General features: G+C 42.8%; 16 protein-coding genes. 6 read left to right on the plus strand and 10 right to left on the minus strand.

Features of this window, described 5'->3' with window-relative positions; all coding sequences use genetic code 11:
• Positions 1-24: 24 nt before the first annotated feature.
• Positions 25-1,992, minus strand: a complete 1,968-nt coding sequence (gene glgB, locus BLU80_RS03370; protein ID WP_244518703.1) for a 1,4-alpha-glucan branching protein GlgB — start codon at positions 1,990-1,992, stop codon at positions 25-27.
• A 135-nt stretch (positions 1,993-2,127) separates the two neighbouring features.
• Between glgB and BLU80_RS03375 the strand changes: the two genes are divergently transcribed.
• Both BLU80_RS03375 and BLU80_RS03380 read left to right on the plus strand, forming a co-directional pair.
• Positions 2,128-2,808, plus strand: a complete 681-nt coding sequence (locus BLU80_RS03375; protein WP_139188072.1) for a GLPGLI family protein — start codon at positions 2,128-2,130, stop codon at positions 2,806-2,808.
• Between the two features lie 245 nt (positions 2,809-3,053).
• Positions 3,054-5,369, plus strand: a complete 2,316-nt coding sequence (locus tag BLU80_RS03380; protein WP_091393390.1) for a GH92 family glycosyl hydrolase — start codon at positions 3,054-3,056, stop codon at positions 5,367-5,369.
• 17 nt (positions 5,370-5,386) lie between these two features.
• Here the strand turns inward: BLU80_RS03380 and BLU80_RS19370 are convergent, their stop codons facing one another.
• The 5 genes from BLU80_RS19370 to BLU80_RS03400 all read right to left on the minus strand — a co-directional run bounded on the left by BLU80_RS19370 (position 5,387) and on the right by BLU80_RS03400 (position 8,198).
• The gene (locus tag BLU80_RS19370) at positions 5,387-5,596 is read right to left on the minus strand and encodes a hypothetical protein (protein WP_139188073.1); all 210 of its coding nucleotides are present in this window, start codon (positions 5,594-5,596) and stop codon (positions 5,387-5,389) included.
• On the minus strand, positions 5,542-5,772 hold the full coding sequence (locus BLU80_RS20055) for a CPBP family glutamic-type intramembrane protease (RefSeq protein WP_091393394.1): 231 nt from the start codon (positions 5,770-5,772) through the stop codon (positions 5,542-5,544). The genes BLU80_RS19370 and BLU80_RS20055 overlap by 55 nt, the downstream gene beginning before the upstream one ends.
• Positions 5,702-6,238, minus strand: coding sequence for a hypothetical protein (locus BLU80_RS03390; RefSeq protein ID WP_091393398.1), 537 nt, complete (start codon positions 6,236-6,238; stop codon positions 5,702-5,704). The genes BLU80_RS20055 and BLU80_RS03390 overlap by 71 nt, the downstream gene beginning before the upstream one ends.
• Before the next feature lie 47 nt (positions 6,239-6,285).
• Positions 6,286-6,999, minus strand: coding sequence for an SAM-dependent methyltransferase (locus BLU80_RS03395; RefSeq protein ID WP_091393402.1), 714 nt, complete (start codon positions 6,997-6,999; stop codon positions 6,286-6,288).
• Positions 7,000-7,067: 68 nt separating this feature from the next.
• Positions 7,068-8,198 (minus strand): AI-2E family transporter, encoded by a 1,131-nt coding sequence (locus tag BLU80_RS03400; RefSeq protein WP_091393406.1) that lies wholly within the window; start codon positions 8,196-8,198, stop codon positions 7,068-7,070.
• A gap of 93 nt (positions 8,199-8,291) precedes the next feature.
• On the opposite strand from BLU80_RS03400, the gene BLU80_RS03405 reads away from it, so the two are divergent.
• Both BLU80_RS03405 and BLU80_RS03410 read left to right on the plus strand, forming a co-directional pair.
• The gene (locus BLU80_RS03405) at positions 8,292-9,131 is read left to right on the plus strand and encodes an alpha/beta fold hydrolase (protein ID WP_091393409.1); all 840 of its coding nucleotides are present in this window, start codon (positions 8,292-8,294) and stop codon (positions 9,129-9,131) included.
• The gene (locus tag BLU80_RS03410; RefSeq protein WP_091393412.1) at positions 9,128-10,309 is read left to right on the plus strand and encodes a glycosyltransferase; all 1,182 of its coding nucleotides are present in this window, start codon (positions 9,128-9,130) and stop codon (positions 10,307-10,309) included. Before BLU80_RS03405 ends, BLU80_RS03410 begins: the two co-directional genes overlap by 4 nt.
• Positions 10,310-10,324: 15 nt before the next feature.
• Here the strand turns inward: BLU80_RS03410 and BLU80_RS03415 are convergent, their stop codons facing one another.
• From BLU80_RS03415 to BLU80_RS03430, 4 genes are read right to left on the minus strand one after another with little or no spacing between them, the layout of a single operon-like run.
• Positions 10,325-10,675 (minus strand): metal-sulfur cluster assembly factor, encoded by a 351-nt coding sequence (locus tag BLU80_RS03415; protein ID WP_091393416.1) that lies wholly within the window; start codon positions 10,673-10,675, stop codon positions 10,325-10,327.
• Positions 10,644-11,957 (minus strand): cbb3-type cytochrome c oxidase subunit I, encoded by a 1,314-nt coding sequence (locus BLU80_RS03420; protein ID WP_091393419.1) that lies wholly within the window; start codon positions 11,955-11,957, stop codon positions 10,644-10,646. The genes BLU80_RS03415 and BLU80_RS03420 overlap by 32 nt, the downstream gene beginning before the upstream one ends.
• A 49-nt stretch (positions 11,958-12,006) precedes the next feature.
• On the minus strand, positions 12,007-12,885 hold the full coding sequence (locus BLU80_RS03425) for a DUF2249 domain-containing protein (RefSeq protein ID WP_091393422.1): 879 nt from the start codon (positions 12,883-12,885) through the stop codon (positions 12,007-12,009).
• A gap of 30 nt (positions 12,886-12,915) precedes the next feature.
• Positions 12,916-13,842 carry a DUF2249 domain-containing protein gene (locus BLU80_RS03430; protein ID WP_091393425.1) on the minus strand — a complete coding sequence of 309 codons (927 nt, stop codon included), beginning with the start codon at positions 13,840-13,842 and terminating at the stop codon, positions 12,916-12,918.
• 238 nt (positions 13,843-14,080) lie between these two features.
• On the opposite strand from BLU80_RS03430, the gene BLU80_RS03435 reads away from it, so the two are divergent.
• Entirely contained in the window at positions 14,081-15,127 is a 1,047-nt protein-coding gene (locus BLU80_RS03435) for an agmatinase family protein (RefSeq protein ID WP_091393427.1), read from the plus strand.
• Between the two features lie 22 nt (positions 15,128-15,149).
• The gene (locus tag BLU80_RS03440) at positions 15,150-15,725 is read left to right on the plus strand and encodes a hypothetical protein (protein ID WP_091393431.1); all 576 of its coding nucleotides are present in this window, start codon (positions 15,150-15,152) and stop codon (positions 15,723-15,725) included.
• Positions 15,726-15,907 lie beyond the last annotated feature (182 nt).

Raw genomic sequence — 15,907 nt, forward strand, 5'->3', positions numbered from 1 at the left:
GCGGGAGCGAAAGCGGCCTTCAGGCTATTTTAATACGATAGCCGCCAGCGCGGGCAGATGTACTTTTAAACGGTAATGCTTGGATTTTTTATCCAGTGGCTCCATCATAATATCGGTATTGAATACATCTCCCGTACCCCAGTAAGCCTCTTTATTGGAATTGAAAATTTCTGACCATTTCGTTTTCCCGTATAACTCCAGTTCCCAATTCCAATGTACCTGGGGGCGCATATTTAAAATAATGACCAGGTCGTCCTTGGATTTTAGTCCTTTTCTTTTAAATACGATAACAGCTTGGTCTTCATGATGCAGATTGACCCACTCAAATCCTGCCGGTTCAAATTGCTTCTCAAATAATGCAGCCTCCATGCGGTACAGCATATTTAAATCAGCAATGCATTTTTTCATGCCCTGATGGCTGGGCCACATCAGTAATGACCAGGGCAGTTCGCTTTTATAATCCCATTCTTTGGTGGAAGCTATTTCGTTGCCCATAAACAATAATTTAGCCCCCGGATGACAGAACATGTAAGTATATAATAAACGCAGATTGGCAAATTTTTGCCAATCGTCTCCCGGCATCTTATAGATCATCGGGCTTTTGCCATGCACTACTTCGTCATGGCTTAATGGTAACATAAAGTTCTCATTATAGTAATAGGCCATGGAGAAGGTGAATTCATTTTGATGATAAGGACGATGCACCGGTTCCCTTTGAAAATATTTAATCGTATCATGCATCCAGCCCATCATCCATTTCATGCCGAATCCCATGCCGCCCTGGTAGGTTGGCCGGCTGATGCCGGGCCAGTCGGTGGACTCCTCGGCAATAACCTGAATGGAAGGGAAGTCTCGGTAAAGGGTCTCGTTCAGTAATTTGATAAATGAGATGGCTTCCGTATTGCCGTTTCCGCCAAATTCGTTGGGCTCCCACTGTCCTTCCTCTCTACTGTAATCTAAACGCAGGATGGAACTTACCGCGTCCACCCGGATACCATCCGCATGATAGATGCCGCACCAGTAGTGGGCGCTGGACAGTAAAAAGCTTCTGACTTCACCTCTTGAATAATTAAAAATATAGGAGTTCCAGTCGGGGTGATAGCCTTTTCTGGTATCTGCATATTCATAGACATGCGATCCGTCAAAGCGGTAAAGGCCATGAGCATCTCTTGGAAAATGAGAGGGCACCCAGTCCAGTATCACGCCGATTTGTTCATTATGGAACGCATCTATTAATTTCATAAAGTCCTCTGGTGTGCCAAAGCGGCTGGTGGGGGCAAAATACCCCACCCCCTGATAGCCCCAGCTTCCGTCATAAGGAAATTCCATAACGGGCATCAGTTCTACATGGGTAAAGCCCATTTCCTTGACATAAGGCACGAGTAAATCAATCATATTCAGATAACTGTTATAGCTATCTTCATTTTGAGGATCGGGACGCATCCAGCTCCCCAGATGTACTTCATAAACGGAGAACGGTGCATTGAGCTGGTTGACTTTTTTTCTTTTACGCATCCATTCTTTATCTGTCCAGGGGTATTCAGGCTGATAGGTAATCGTGGCTGTCAGGGGACGTTTTTCCCAATAACAGGCGTAAGGATCCCCCTTATCCAAAACTTCAGATTCAGGCGTGATAATCCTGTATTTATAAAGCTCACCCATGCCGACACCCGGAATAAAACCTTCCCAAATGCCTGAACTATCCTGTCTTACAATCAGTGGGTGACTGTCGGTGTCCCAAGCGTTAAAATCGCCAACAACGGCTACGCTGGCGGCATTAGGCGCCCAGACCGCAAAATAACTACCTCTGGAGCCCATGACCTCGATTTGGTGATTGCCCAGTAATTCATGCATGCCACAATGTATGCCCTGCTGGAACATGGTGATATCTTCATCCGTAAATAAAGAATAATTCCAGACGGGTTTACTGCTGTCCACAAAATAACGCTGTTCATATTTTGTTTTAGAAGGAGTGGGCATGGGTTTTCTCAATTTTTAAGCAATATACAACATTCCAAAGGAATAAAATTGTTGCAATTAAGCAGATAAAGTTTTATTTTCACTGGCAGAAATAGCAGCAATGGGATTAATAAATAATTTTTTTCCTGCAATATTTTGGTGAAAACTATGTCAGCATTCAGACCCATAATGAAAACCTTGCGCATACTGGTGGCAGCACTCCTGATAGTAGGGGGGCACGAGGCTGCAGTGGCGCAAAAAACAGTCGGCGATTTGACCTTAAATTATGAGCTGGCCGCCGGAAATAATCAGCACCTTGATTCTAATATAATTACTTCTGCCTCTAAAACCTTATTGATCAGGGGAGGCATGTCAAAATCAACCATGGTTTTTAATGGTTTTTCTCAGTCCATCATCTATAATCAAAATGGCGAAAAGGCCTATGTGCTCTATCATTTAAACGATCAGGATTATATGTCTGTACTCTCTCAGACTCAGTGGGAGAATCAATATCGTAAGTATAAGGATATGAAGGTGCAGCTTAATGCCAAGGATACCAAGACGATCTTGGGCTATAGGTGTATTAAGGCGGTTGCCAGCCTTAAAGACGGTACACAAATCAATATGTATTATACACCGGAACTTAAGACAACTGTCGGTGATAATCCATATGAGTTTAAGCAGATTCCAGGCCTTATCTTAGAATATGAAGCCCAGGTCATGCATAAGTATAAAATTACTTTTACGGCCACTAAAATTGATTTTGGACCCGTTCCTGCTGCGGCATTCATTATTCCCAAAGAAGGATACAGGTTATTGGATCCCAATATGTTGAAGCAAAACGACTAATCCCTGTCTTTTATAGAATTGCCCGTTATTTTTTCACGGAAGCCTAACTATTGCGGAGTCGTTCCTCTACTATTTAATTGTTATCCAATTTTATCTGAATTGTTATTTAGTGTTCCAATTTTCAGACTAAAAAACAAAAATAGCTACATTCACAGCACTGCTTAGCCGGGTTTTAGGGGCATGGCAGCAGCCTGGTGCATTTTCAATGATGCCCATGCCAGGTGTTTATTATCAAAATCAAATGCATGAAAACAAGACTTTTGAAAACAAGGCGCTGGATGGGCGCCCTCGTGGTAGCAGCCGGATTTATCCATACCACGGTGAATGGACAGTTTGTAACGCATCTGCAGGATCCGGTGGATTATGTGAATCCACTGATGGGAACCGACTCTAAATTTGAATTATCTAATGGGAATACTTATCCTTCCATCGGTTTGCCCTGGGGAATGAATATGTGGACACCCCAAACCGGTGAAATGGGCAGTGGATGGCAATATACGTACGGGGCAGATAAAATAAGAGGCTTTAAACAAACGCACCAGCCATCTCCCTGGATGAATGATTATGGACAGTTTTCCATTATGCCAACCACAGGGGGGATTAAAGTAGATCAGAATAAACGGGCCAGCTGGTTCTCTCATAAAGCAGAGATCGTAAAACCCTATTATTATAAGGTCTTTTTAGCGGATGCCAATGTTACGACTGAATTGACGCCGACAGAAAGGTCGGCGCAGTTTCAGATTACTTATCCAAATGAGGATAGTGCTGCCCTTGTCATCGACGCGTTTGATCGCGGCTCCTATATAAAAGTGCTGCCCGAACAACAAAAAATTGTCGGTTATACTTCCAGGTATTCCAGGGGTAAACTTAAAAACTTTAAAAATTATTTTGTTATATACCTGGACAAGCCCTTTAGTTACAGTCAGATTTATGACGATACCACTTTGACAGATAAAAAGGAGCTGCAGGCAAACCATGTTCTGGCTGTCATAGGCTTTAGTACTAAACAAGGAGAGAAGGTACATGCGAGAGTCGCCTCCTCATTTATAAGTGAGGCGCAGGCCGAGCTCAATCTGAAAAGAGAACAAGGAACCAAAAGTTTTGATCAATTGGCCGCTGAAGGCCGGAAGATCTGGAATGAAAAATTAGGCCGTATCAAAGCAGAAGGCGGTTCTGTGGATCAGACCCGGACATTTTATTCCTGCCTGTACCGGATGATGTTTTTCCCGTGTAAACTCTATGAAATAGATGCCCAGGGTAAACCCGTTCACTGGAGCCCTTATAACGGAGAAGTGAAGCCGGGATATATGTTTGCAGGCACCGGATTCTGGGATACTTTCAGAGCTTTATATCCGTTTTTAAGCCTGGTATTCCCAGACATTAATAAGGAAATGCAACAAGGCTTGATCAATGATTATAAAGAAGGAGGATGGTTACCTGAATGGTCCAGCCCTGGTTATTCCAATATTATGCTTGGGCAGAATTCAGCTTCTGTTGTAGCCGGTGCTTACCTGAAAGGTATTCGCGGATATGATATCAATACATTATATGAGGCGATTGTTCACGGTGCACATAGTAAGGGACCAGAGGCTTCAGGACGCAGCGGCTTTGAGGATTATGATCAATACGGTTATATCCCGAGTGATAGCAAAACAGGTAACAGCGTTGCCCGCACGCTTGAATATGCCTACGATGACTATGCGATATATGCCTTAGGCAAGGCGCTGGGAAAACCAAAGTCTGAGACAGATCTTTACCGTAAAAGAGCCCTGAATTATAAAAATGTTTTTGATCCTTCCACCAATTTTATGCGTGGGAAGAATGCAGACGGTTCTTTTGTCGCGGATTTTGATCCCTATAGCTGGAGCCGGGATTTTATTGAGGGCAATAGCTGGCATTATACCTGGTCCGTATTTCAGGATATACAGGGATTGATGGATCTGATGGGCGGGAAAAAATATTTTATCCAAAAGCTGGATTCTGTTTTCTCAGCTCCGCCGCTCTTTGCAGCACCCGGCCATAAGGCCAGAGGTATGATTCATGAAATGCGGGAAATGCAGGTGATGAATATGGGGCAGTATGCGCATGGGAATCAGCCCATCCAGCATATGATTTACCTATATAGTTATGCCGGCGCACCGTGGAAGGCGCAGTATTGGGTAAGAGAAGCCATCAATAGACTATATAAGGCGACCCCGGATGGATATTGCGGAGATGAGGATAACGGCCAGACCTCTGCCTGGTATGTATTTTCCGCCATGGGATTTTATCCGGTCTGCCCGGCATCTGCTGAGTATATCCTGGGTGCCCCTTTGTTTAAAAAGATGACCGTACAACTGGAAAACGGGAAGTCTTTTTCCATCAATGCGCCGCAAAATAGTAGAGACAACCGGTATATTGAAAGCATGACGGTGAACGGCAAGCCGTATACAAAAAATTATATCAGTCATCAGGACCTGCTAAACGGTGCTCAGATACAGGTAAAAATGGGCAGTCAGCCTAATGAGCAAAGAGGGATAGCGCCTGCAGACAGACCCTTCTCACTTTCTTTAACTAAGTAATCCAGCGTAGCGGTCTTTTAGAAACGTCGCCATGGAGTAAAACGGGGCAGCTTTATCCGGATATTGGAGGCTGCCCTGTTTGTCTTTAGCCCTTCAATGGCTACAACCAGTTTGCCGTCAAAATGGTGGTCAAAAGCACTGAGCGCTTCCGGTAAGAAAATAAAACCGCAGCTCAGATGGAGCCTATTAATAAATGGAATAGTAAAGGCAGGGTGTTGGTAATGCAATGCAATAACAAACCAAAGAAAAAGCCGTATTTGATCCGGACATAACCAAATCCAAAACCCATAATCAGCTGAGGTAAAACAAAAACAGGATAAAAATAGATCAGGTTATAATGGATGGGGGCGAAATTGAAAATGTGCCCCAGTCCAAAAATAATGGCTGCCAGATAGTAAAAAATCTTCCTTTTTTTTTAAACTGACCGACAAGGCAGGGGTTGTTGATTTTCTGGTGGAAACCATGAAGATAAGGGCCAACAGCGCCAATATCCCTTCATAAATATACTTAAACGCAGAAAGATGGATGCCCGTGATTCTGAAAAGAATCAGCGTTAAAATGAGGCCAGCTGCCATGATTAGGTGACTTACTTTATAGTCCTGCCAAAGTCTGAATATGCATTCTTCTAAAAATGGAACAAGAAACGGAAATAAAAGGAATTTTTGGATAGGGGAACTGAATACCGTTGTTATCTGATTCGTCTTTGCTATGTCGATATGAAAAGCCATTTTTATCAAAAGATCCGTGAAGCTTATAATGATGGCTGAAACGATAAAGCCCAGGAAGCAGTATCCCCATATTTTTAAAGATTCCTGCAGTTTCTTTTTAAAAGGTAAATCCAGTGCCGTTACAGAAGGATATAATTCCATTGTTTATTCAGTCTTTAATTGCATGTTGGTGCGGCCGCATCAAATATTTACCCGGCCTGTATCAAAAAGATGGCGGGGCGCTTGTGGAGTGTCAGATCCTTGAAATGCGCTTTCCACCAGGAGGTCTTCCTGCTTATAATGGACTCCTGCGCAGAGGTGATATCCACGGCCACACATAGCCTGGTGTCCGGATGGCAGGAACTTATAATGTCTTCCACCAACTGCATGTTACGGTAAGGGGTTTCTATGAATATCTGTGTACAGCCTCTTTTTTTAGCGTCTGCTTCCAGGTGCTGAATCGCTTTTTTTCTTTCCATTTTATCAATAGGCAGATAACCGTTAAACTGGAATAGTTGCCCGTTCATGCCACTGGCCATCAGCGCCAGTAAAATGGAATTAGGGCCGACCAGCGGATGTACCCTGGCTTCCAATTTTTGCGCTTCCTCCACCAGGTATTGACCAGGGTCGGCTACACCCGGGCAGCCGGCTTCGCTGATAATGCCGATATTCTTTCCGGCTAGTAAAGCGTTTTTAAAGTCGGTAAGAACCTGTTCTTCCAGCTTATGTATGGCAAACCACTGATAATCGTCAATCACCATTTCTTTCCACCATTTTTTAAAATAGCGCCTGGTTGTTTTAATGTTTTCTGCAAAAAATACGTCACAGCTTTTTATGGCCGTTAAAATATAGGCAGGCAGTACATCAAAGGCTTTTTGATCATCTTGTAATACGGTGGGAATCAAATAAACTTGACCGGTCATAATTTTTAAAATCTGAATAAAAAGTAATAATAAAGTGGGCAGATATAGCGGTTAGTGAACGGATTAAATTATGGATGCTGCTCATCCTGCCGCCTGCTCTGCTGCATTTTCTTTTTGATTTTAAGTTTCAGACTTCGTGGCTTATGGGGTCTGCTGGTGTCTTCTCCCAGTAATATACCCCAGGGTTTTAAATCCTCAACTCCATCAAAAAATACCTTTAAAAAGGCCATCATGGGGACCGCCAGGAACATGCCCGGAATACCCCAGATCTGGTTGCCGATAATAACACCCACAATGGTTACCAGCGCATTTATTTTTACTTTAGAGCCTACCACCTTAGGTAGAAGAATATTGCTGTCAATCAAATGTACAATGGAGACAACAATCAGTACGCCCACAATGGTGACCAGCTTGCCTGAAGTCGCTGTGATAATCAGACAAAGAATGGCAGCCGTGAAAATGCCCAGATAGGGAATCAGATTCAGTAGTGCGACTACAAAAGACATGAGCAGCGCATATTTAGCGCCCACAATCATAAAGCCGATAAATAACATGATGGCCACAATGAGCATTTCTATGAGTAGGCCAAAGATATAATTGCGGATAACGTATTTGGTTTTAGCTAAGACAGCCGCAACCGCCTCGCTATGCGTTTCTTTAAAACAGGCAATTAAAAAACGTACAATCAGGTTACGGTACAAGAGAAACAGGAAAGTATAGATAGGCACCAGTACCGTATATTCCACGACAGTGGATACCGTGGATACGGTAGAACCGACCAGTGCAGGCGCACTGTTCAGCACTTTGGTTCTGAGATTTTCGACGGACTGTTGTAAGTTAATAGAACTGATATGGAAATGATTTTGCAAATAGACCTGCAGATTCCCTACTGCTGTTGTGAAATGCTGTTCCAGTATGGGCAAATCTTCTTTAAAATCAATGAGCTGCTCTGATATGAAGTAAATAATACCTGCCATCAGGATAATGGCCGCCAGCATACAAAGGATGGCCGCAATGGCATGATGCATGCCTTTGCGCTCCAGATAATTGCAGGGTTTAATCAGAAAAATACAAAGAATAGCCGCTATAAAAAGCGGAACGAGTATGGATTTTCCTACAAACAAAAGCCAGAGAAGAAGACAAATCATCAGTAATACACTGCTGATCTTCATGTAAAAAGGAAGGTTTTTTTGCTCCATAAATTGCTATTGTATATACAAACCTACTATTTTAAGCTGAATGAAGTTGATTAAAAACCTGATTTTTAGTACAATGGTGGTATTTTTGTCGATATGGTGCAGCAGCGTTTATTTGAGTTTGAAAAGGCCAGCATCTGCTATTATAGATATGGCAGCGGCCCCCAGCTGGCATTTTGTCTGCATGGATATAGCAATAGCGCCACGATGTTTGAGCTTTTGGCACCGCGGTTAGGGGATTCCTTTACCCTGATTGCCCTGGATCTGCCTTACCATGGCCAAACCAGATGGGGCAGGCATAAAATGCGTGTGGAGGAGCTGGATGCTATCTTACAGGGTATTTTGAAACAGGAGCAATTAGCAAAGGCGTATATGTTAGTGGGATTCAGCCTCGGGGCAAGAATCTGCATCTCGCTGTTTAACTTTAATCCGGAGCCGGTTCAAAAAATGATTCTATTGTCTGCGGACGGATTATATAGCTCCTTTTTGTATAAGCTATTGGTCCGTACCAGGTTAGGACATTTTCTCATGGCCTGGTTATTAAAAAATCCTAAGAAATCCATGCCTACCGTTAACTGGCTGTATCATAATAAGCTGATTAATAAGACAATATATACCTATGCACGTAGTTTTGTTAATTCAAAACGACAAAGTACTTTATTGTATGCCAGGTGGGTTTCCATGTCCCGGTTACATCCGGGTCTTAAGCGCTTTCAAAGACAGCTATCCAACCGCAAGATACCTGTTTTGATGGTATTTGGTAAAAAGGATCAGGTAACTCCCCTGCATAATGCGGAGATTATCAGAAAGTACCAGAATACTTATCTCCATATCTATAAATGGGAAGCGGGACATCTGTTATTAAGACCTCAATATCTGGATAAATTAGTCGGCCTTTTTCTGGATTGTTACCCTGTTAATCTGCCTAAAAAATGAGTTTTTCAACGCTTTTAGTAGATATTACCCTCTGTATCCTGATTATATATGGATTATTGATTATGGTTTATCGTACATTTTGGAATCGTCTGGAACCGGTAAAGCTTAAGCAGGAGCCTGATGCGCATCCTCAGGCGGGGAGCCGGGACGGGATTCGGTTCTCCGTCATCATTCCAGCCAGAAATGAACAGGAGAATATTCAAAATTGTATTGAATCTATCCTGCATGGGTCCTATGCCAAAGATTTATATGAAATTATTGTCGTAGATGATTTTAGCACCGATGGAACCGGCGCCATTTTACAAAGGCTCCGTAGCCAACATCCGGCGCTGATAAAAATAATAGCACTCGCACAGGTACTGGATAGTCGTCCCATTAATTCTTACAAGAAAAAAGCGCTGGCGCTCGCCATTGAAAAGGCGCAGGGAGAATGGATACTGACAACGGATGCAGACTGTATTTTGCCTGATCAGTGGCTGGCGTATTATAATAGCTATATCAGACAAACAGGGAAGCGCTTTGTCGCGGCTCCGGTCAGGTTTATGGATACCGGCTCTTTTGTCAGCAAGTTTCAGTGCCTGGATTTTTTGAGCCTGCAAGGCGTCACCGCCGCCGCAGTGGGCGCCGGAGTGATGAGTATGTGTAATGGAGCCAATCTGGGGTATGAGAAGGCCTTTTATAAGGAGGTCGGTGGATTTGAAGGCGTTGATAAGCTGGCGAGCGGCGATGATATGTTTTTGATGCAAAAAATGCAGGACCTGCAGCCCGGAAGTGCAGGATATTTATTCACCACAGCAGCCATTGTGGATACGCTGCCCATGCCCGACTGGCGTTCTTTTATCAATCAAAGAATCAGGTGGGCCAGTAAGGCCGGCACCTATAAAGACTATCAAATAAAACTGGTTCTCGTGATTGTTTATTTATTAAACCTGAGTCTGGTCGTTTTATTTTTTACCGGTCTTTTTCACCCTGTTGTCCTGGTGAAGTGGTTGATTTTGATATTGATTAAATACCTGATAGAATTCCTTTTCATGTGGCGGGTGGCGGCATTTTTTAATCAGCGAAATCTGATGGGCTGGTTTTTAGTAATGCAACCCTTGCATCTGCTTTACACAGTGGTAGCAGGATGGTTAGGGATGTTCGGTAAATATCAATGGAAGGGCAGACAGGTTAAATAAGGGCGAAGAATTCATTTACATTTTAGGCGGCATACCCAGGAGTTTTCTGCCTTCCTCGGAGACGTCGTCCAGACTCCAGACCGGATCCCAGACTATTTGTGTTTCCACCTGATAATCCGGAAAATCCTGCAGAATTCTGTTTTGGACCCCGGCCTGTATGGCTTCTCCCAGCGGACAATGAGGGGTAGAGAGGGTCATGGTTACCAGGATTTTCTGGTCCTTGGAAAAGCTGATGCCATAGACCAGGCCTAAATCCATGATATTTACGAAGAGCTCCGGATCAATTACATCATAGAGGCTGATAAGAGCAATTTTCTTTTGTTCAAAAAACGGATCATTTATTTGGAGCTGTTGTAGAAGTTGCATGTATGAAATTTGTTTTATGTTTTAAGACAATCAGAACATTCAGCCCATAGCTAAGGGAGGTTCCGGTAAGAAAGATTAAGGCTATTTTGGTAACCCAGGGGGAGCCCCAAAGCACACCTGCCAGTAAAGCGTATAAGGCGATAACAAACAGCCACCACTGGACATTAACCAGCCATTGCCGGTAAAGCTCCTTAGGGAGCGGTATTTTCCCTTTGCCGTTCAGATGTTTATAATGCCCGTTCCAGACGATAAAAGGCAGGGTTTTAAAGGTCATGCCTAGGCCGAGTGCTGAAATCCAGCCAAGAATTGCAAGAATCCCATAGGCTATATGTCCATTACCCAGCGGGCTTCCCGTAAGTAATAAAGTCAGAAAAACCAGCGCCGCCATAAGGTTCACAAAGGAGAGTCCGCTAAACTGCAGGGTGACATCAATGGGCCTTTTAATCCGGTTTTTATAAACATCCCTTAGATACAAAAGCCAGTGACCAATGCCCGCTATTACGATCAACAGATAAAGAAGCGCTCTGGCTGTTACAGAGAAAAAATAACCATCTATTAAAAAAAGCAGCATGCCTGCATTAATCAGGATATAAGCATTTCTTAAAAGATAGGTTTTATTGGATTTACCCAGTAAAAACATCGGAATCAGTTTGGCGCTGACGCCAATGATTAACTGTAAAAACCATCCGGCGAGCCCCATATGGACATGCAGTTTTAATAATTCCAGATGGTTTTTATGGATAATATAAGGGTAGCGCAGATTCCAGGCTAGTAAAAAGCCTGCAAGCGTTGTAGCGCTGAGCCAGCAGGCCGCTGTCAGAATAAACGTTTTCTGTATATTATAAGATTTGCAAATGCGGGAGGTCCAGCCGACATTGAGTACAAAGCAGCCACTGGCTATAAATATTAAAAGGCCGCCAAGTAACCCCCATAATGGGAAACGACCTGCTAAAACAGGTGTATACCAAAAGCCGCCGCCCAGCAGTACAATGCCCGTCAAAAGTAGCCAGAAGGATAAAAAAGCCAGCAACTCACTATATAAATCTCTTTCACAAATGACAGGTAATAATTGGTAACCGGCCCCGAAAATGAGCATGGTCAGCCAACCCACCACTGTCAGATGTACGATGGATAATAAGCGGAAATTAAAATAGCCTCCTAAAAGCAGGTCGCTATGAAAAAGTAAGGTCACCGCCAGCAAAATAAAGAATACAGCCGCTGCTCCATAAAAGGGTAGTACTGCCTTATTAGCCGGAGCCTTGCCTATATTAATACCAGCCACAATTTAAATGATTAGTCTTTGATTAAAGGTACAATAATATACAGCCGGATTATTGTTTTCGATGCGTCAGTAACAGTTTGACCTCTTTATCGGAAACAGGCCAGATCAATATATTGAATGTTCCGGTGCGCTGAAGATCTTCGAGCAAGTAAACAGGAATCCTTTTGTGATAAACATATAGCGCGTCCTGGGTGGGTAATATGTCTAATTCACCAAGGATGGCATGCATGGGCTCCGGCATTTCCAGTTGTCTGACATCAATGATTTTAACATGGGCTGATCCAAATTTGTTCAGTTCCGTCATAAATGTAGATTCATCCACGGTAGCAATCTGGTCATGGGGGCCTTCCGGCTGCGCTTCAGCCTGCTGCTGCGGCTCAGAGCTGCCGGACAGCTGCACATTGTCCGGTTTATAAAAATAACTATATACCAATTTAGGTTCCGGCGTTTGCGCATAGGTCGCTGCTCCCTTATTTTCCAGTAGTTTCAATAAAGGCGTCGGAACAAAGGTATTGATGATTTTAAGGGCTGTCCCCGGCGCTACTTTTTTATAAGCAGCCATGATTTCTTTTAGCGGGTCATGGCCTGAAGCCAGCATTGCTCTTACGTCAAGAGCGGTTATTTTTTCGCCAGGCAATCCTTTCAGCCATTCGGGTTCGGGCAGGGGAGCGGCTGGTTCCGTTGGGCTGTTGTCAGAGGCCGGTGCCCCGGACTCAAATCCCAGCGGACGCAGCACCAGAAAAAACTCCTCAACACTGCAGCCCCCAATTGAGGCGGCTTCCTGAATGGTCGTTCTGGACGCCATTAATTTTCTTAATATGGGATTGCGAAGTTTTTCCAAAGGTTTAGCCAGGCTGGATATGGCATCCAGTGCCTGGCTGTTTTCCTTTAATAGCTCGCTTATTTTTGTATTGCTATTAATGATCATGATAAATGATTGTATTTTTACATAAGAAATTTAAAGCCATTGACTGATTTTGGGCAGTAGGACGGTGTTTTCCAGATGGAGATATCTGCTTAGTCTCAGATCAAATTGGGACAGCCGTTTAAAATAATAAATATAAGAATCGCAGGCATCTGCTGGTGCTTTATATTCATTAGTGTGATTTCTGATGTGCGCTAAAAGCCCTGCAAGCGTTTCATTGGCTTGCTTTTTAAGGGTCGTTCCGGTATACAGTTGCTTGAGTACTACCGTACCAGCAGGCTCTGTGGGCTGACTACCATTGGATACTTGTTTAACGGCTTCAAATAATGCGGACTTTTCCTGTGTCAGGTGAAAAAGCAAAGTGGCAAAGAGCTGGTCCTGGTACATTTTAAGGGAGGCCAGTTCAGGATGGGTCTGTTGGTGTTTGAGTCGTATATTTTCCCCTAAGTCGTCCAGCTGCGGGGCCTGCTCTCTAAAATAACTGTGGTCGGTCTGCTCGATAAAATCACAGAGAAACCCTGCATTCCACTGGTCATACTGTAAAATTATATCATCCTTCAGTTCAGGTGCGTCCGCATTTTTATCGGCTTTATTCGCATTTTCACAACTATAATCCTGGCCTTTGGCCGCGAAATAGGCGGCTTTTTTCTGTTCTTTTGCTGAAATCCCGGTGTCCGTTGAACGCTCTTCTGAGCCTGAATCATGGTTTTTCTGTATCTGGATAAACCAGTCCTCAGGACCCTTGCTTAAATATTCAAAAGTGAATATATTGCCTCTTTCTCCCAGTAGTTGATAATAGACTGGTTTGGGGTCGTGGTCGTTATGAATGATGAAATAATCTCCCGCAGTCAGGTTGTCAAAATATTTAAAGATTGTAGGGTGTTTTAAACGAGGTTCAATGAGGGTGACATCCAAAACCTTGTCCAGGTCAATTGTGGTGCTTAAATTTTCTATGTTCATGATTATTAATTATTTAAATGGTTATTTAACCGGCCTGTTTGCGCAGGCAGAACAAAGGTACTATAAAATATTAAAAGACCTTTTTATCTTTTATATTTTACAAAATTCTGACTTCCGGTTCTTGGATTGTTAAAGATTTCTTATCGGGCGGTCTGAGATATAACCAAAATCATAAATCCGGTCAAAAAGTGCTATAATCGCTAAGTTCTATTTACTTTTGCAGGCCAAATTTTAAGGTATGGTAGATTTATCCAACTTTGACCCGAATAGCGTAGGAAATCCCGAAAACGGGCTGTTCGGACTTCCTTTTAACAGTGTGGAAGACGCTGATTTGATTATTTTGCCTGTTCCCTGGGAGGTAACCGTCAGTTATGGAAGCGGGGCTGCCAGAGCCATCGAGCCAATATTAAAAGCCAGTTTACAAATTGATTTATTTGATCCTGATTATAAGGACACCTGGAAAAAGGGGTTTTATATGATGGATCTGGATAAAAAGATCCTGACCAAGAGTGATTACTTGCGTAAAGAAGCCGAGCTTTTCGTGGATTATATCTGTCACGGAGAGGAAGTAGGGAAGAATAACTTTATGTGTAAAAGCATCCGGGAAATTAATGAAGGGGGCGCCTATTTAAATACCTGGGTGTATGAGCATACTAAAAATCTGCTGGGTAAAGGTAAACTTGTCGGACTGTTGGGAGGGGATCATAGTACTCCTTATGGGTTTATTAAAGCACTGGCAGAAACACATCCATCTTTTGGTGTATTACAAATTGATGCACACTGTGATTTAAGGAGTGCCTATGAGGGATTTACTTATTCCCATGCGTCCATTATGTATAATGTACTCCAGGATATTCCACAGGTTGAAAAACTGGTTCAAATTGGTATCAGAGATTTTTGTGAACAGGAATGGGATTATATCCAGGCGCATCCGGACAGAATCAAAACCTTTTTTGATCGTCAGATTAAGGAAAGAATGTATGAAGGCGAAAGCTGGCAGTCTATCGTAGATGAAGTGGTCGCTTCTCTGCCTCAAAATGTATATTTATCTTTTGATATAGATGGACTCGATCCGAAGCTTTGTCCTAATACCGGTACACCGGTTCAGGGTGGTTTTGAAGCTTGCCAGATTACTTATCTTATTAAAAAGATTGTATCTTCCGGAAGAAAACTCATTGGATTTGATCTGGTGGAAGTTGGATCCAATAATGAAGTAGCCGATGCCAATGTTGGAGCAAGAATGCTTTGGCATTTATGTAACTGGTTGACTATCAGTAATAAATAAAGATAATAAATGAATTGACTTTATGGCTGCAAAACAATACGATTATCTGGTCACCCTTAAAAAAAACATCGATAAGAAGGTGAATGTTATTTCTCTTATCTTGTTGATTATCAGTATTTGTATTTTTTTGTATACGGCTGTAAGGCTGATGAATACCAATTTTCATAAGAACGCTGTTATTTGCGTGGTGATCGCTGCCTTTAGTGTTTTGTGGATCATTCTGAAGGAAATGGGTAAAATCACCTATTACAGGCTTGCTTTCCTGATCAGCGGCGCTGCTTTATTTTTCCCTCCATTTGGGCTGACCTGGCTAGGCATTTTATTTGTCCTGATCGGCTTATTTGAGAAACAGGCTAAATTTCCGCAGGAAATCGGTTTTGATGAAGAAGGTATTACCACCAATTCTATTCCCAGCAGGTTTTATACCTGGGATGAGGTGAGTAATGTCGTATTAAGAGGCGGATTGTTAACCATTGACTTTAAAAATAATAAACTCTACCAAAAAGAAGTACAAAATAAAGTAACCATAGCATTGGAAGAAGAGTTTAATTCATTCTGTCGTAGTCAATTAGAAGTGTCAGCTAAATTAAAAAATTAAGTACCAGTCCCATTAAACTTCCCTGATTGGTTGCTAAGTTCCGGCCGGATTAGCATTAAAGATGCCTTAGGTTTATTCGTGTTGTCATTTTTTGCCGGCTGGCTTCCTTAAAAGATAGCAGACCCAGAAGTCCTTTTATAAGGATTTTGGGTAGGAAGTGGCGGTTATTTTGTAAATTTGCA

Origin of the sequence: Arachidicoccus rhizosphaerae (assembly GCF_900107765.1) — a bacterium.
In the GTDB taxonomy this organism is placed as follows: domain Bacteria; phylum Bacteroidota; class Bacteroidia; order Chitinophagales; family Chitinophagaceae; genus Arachidicoccus; species Arachidicoccus rhizosphaerae.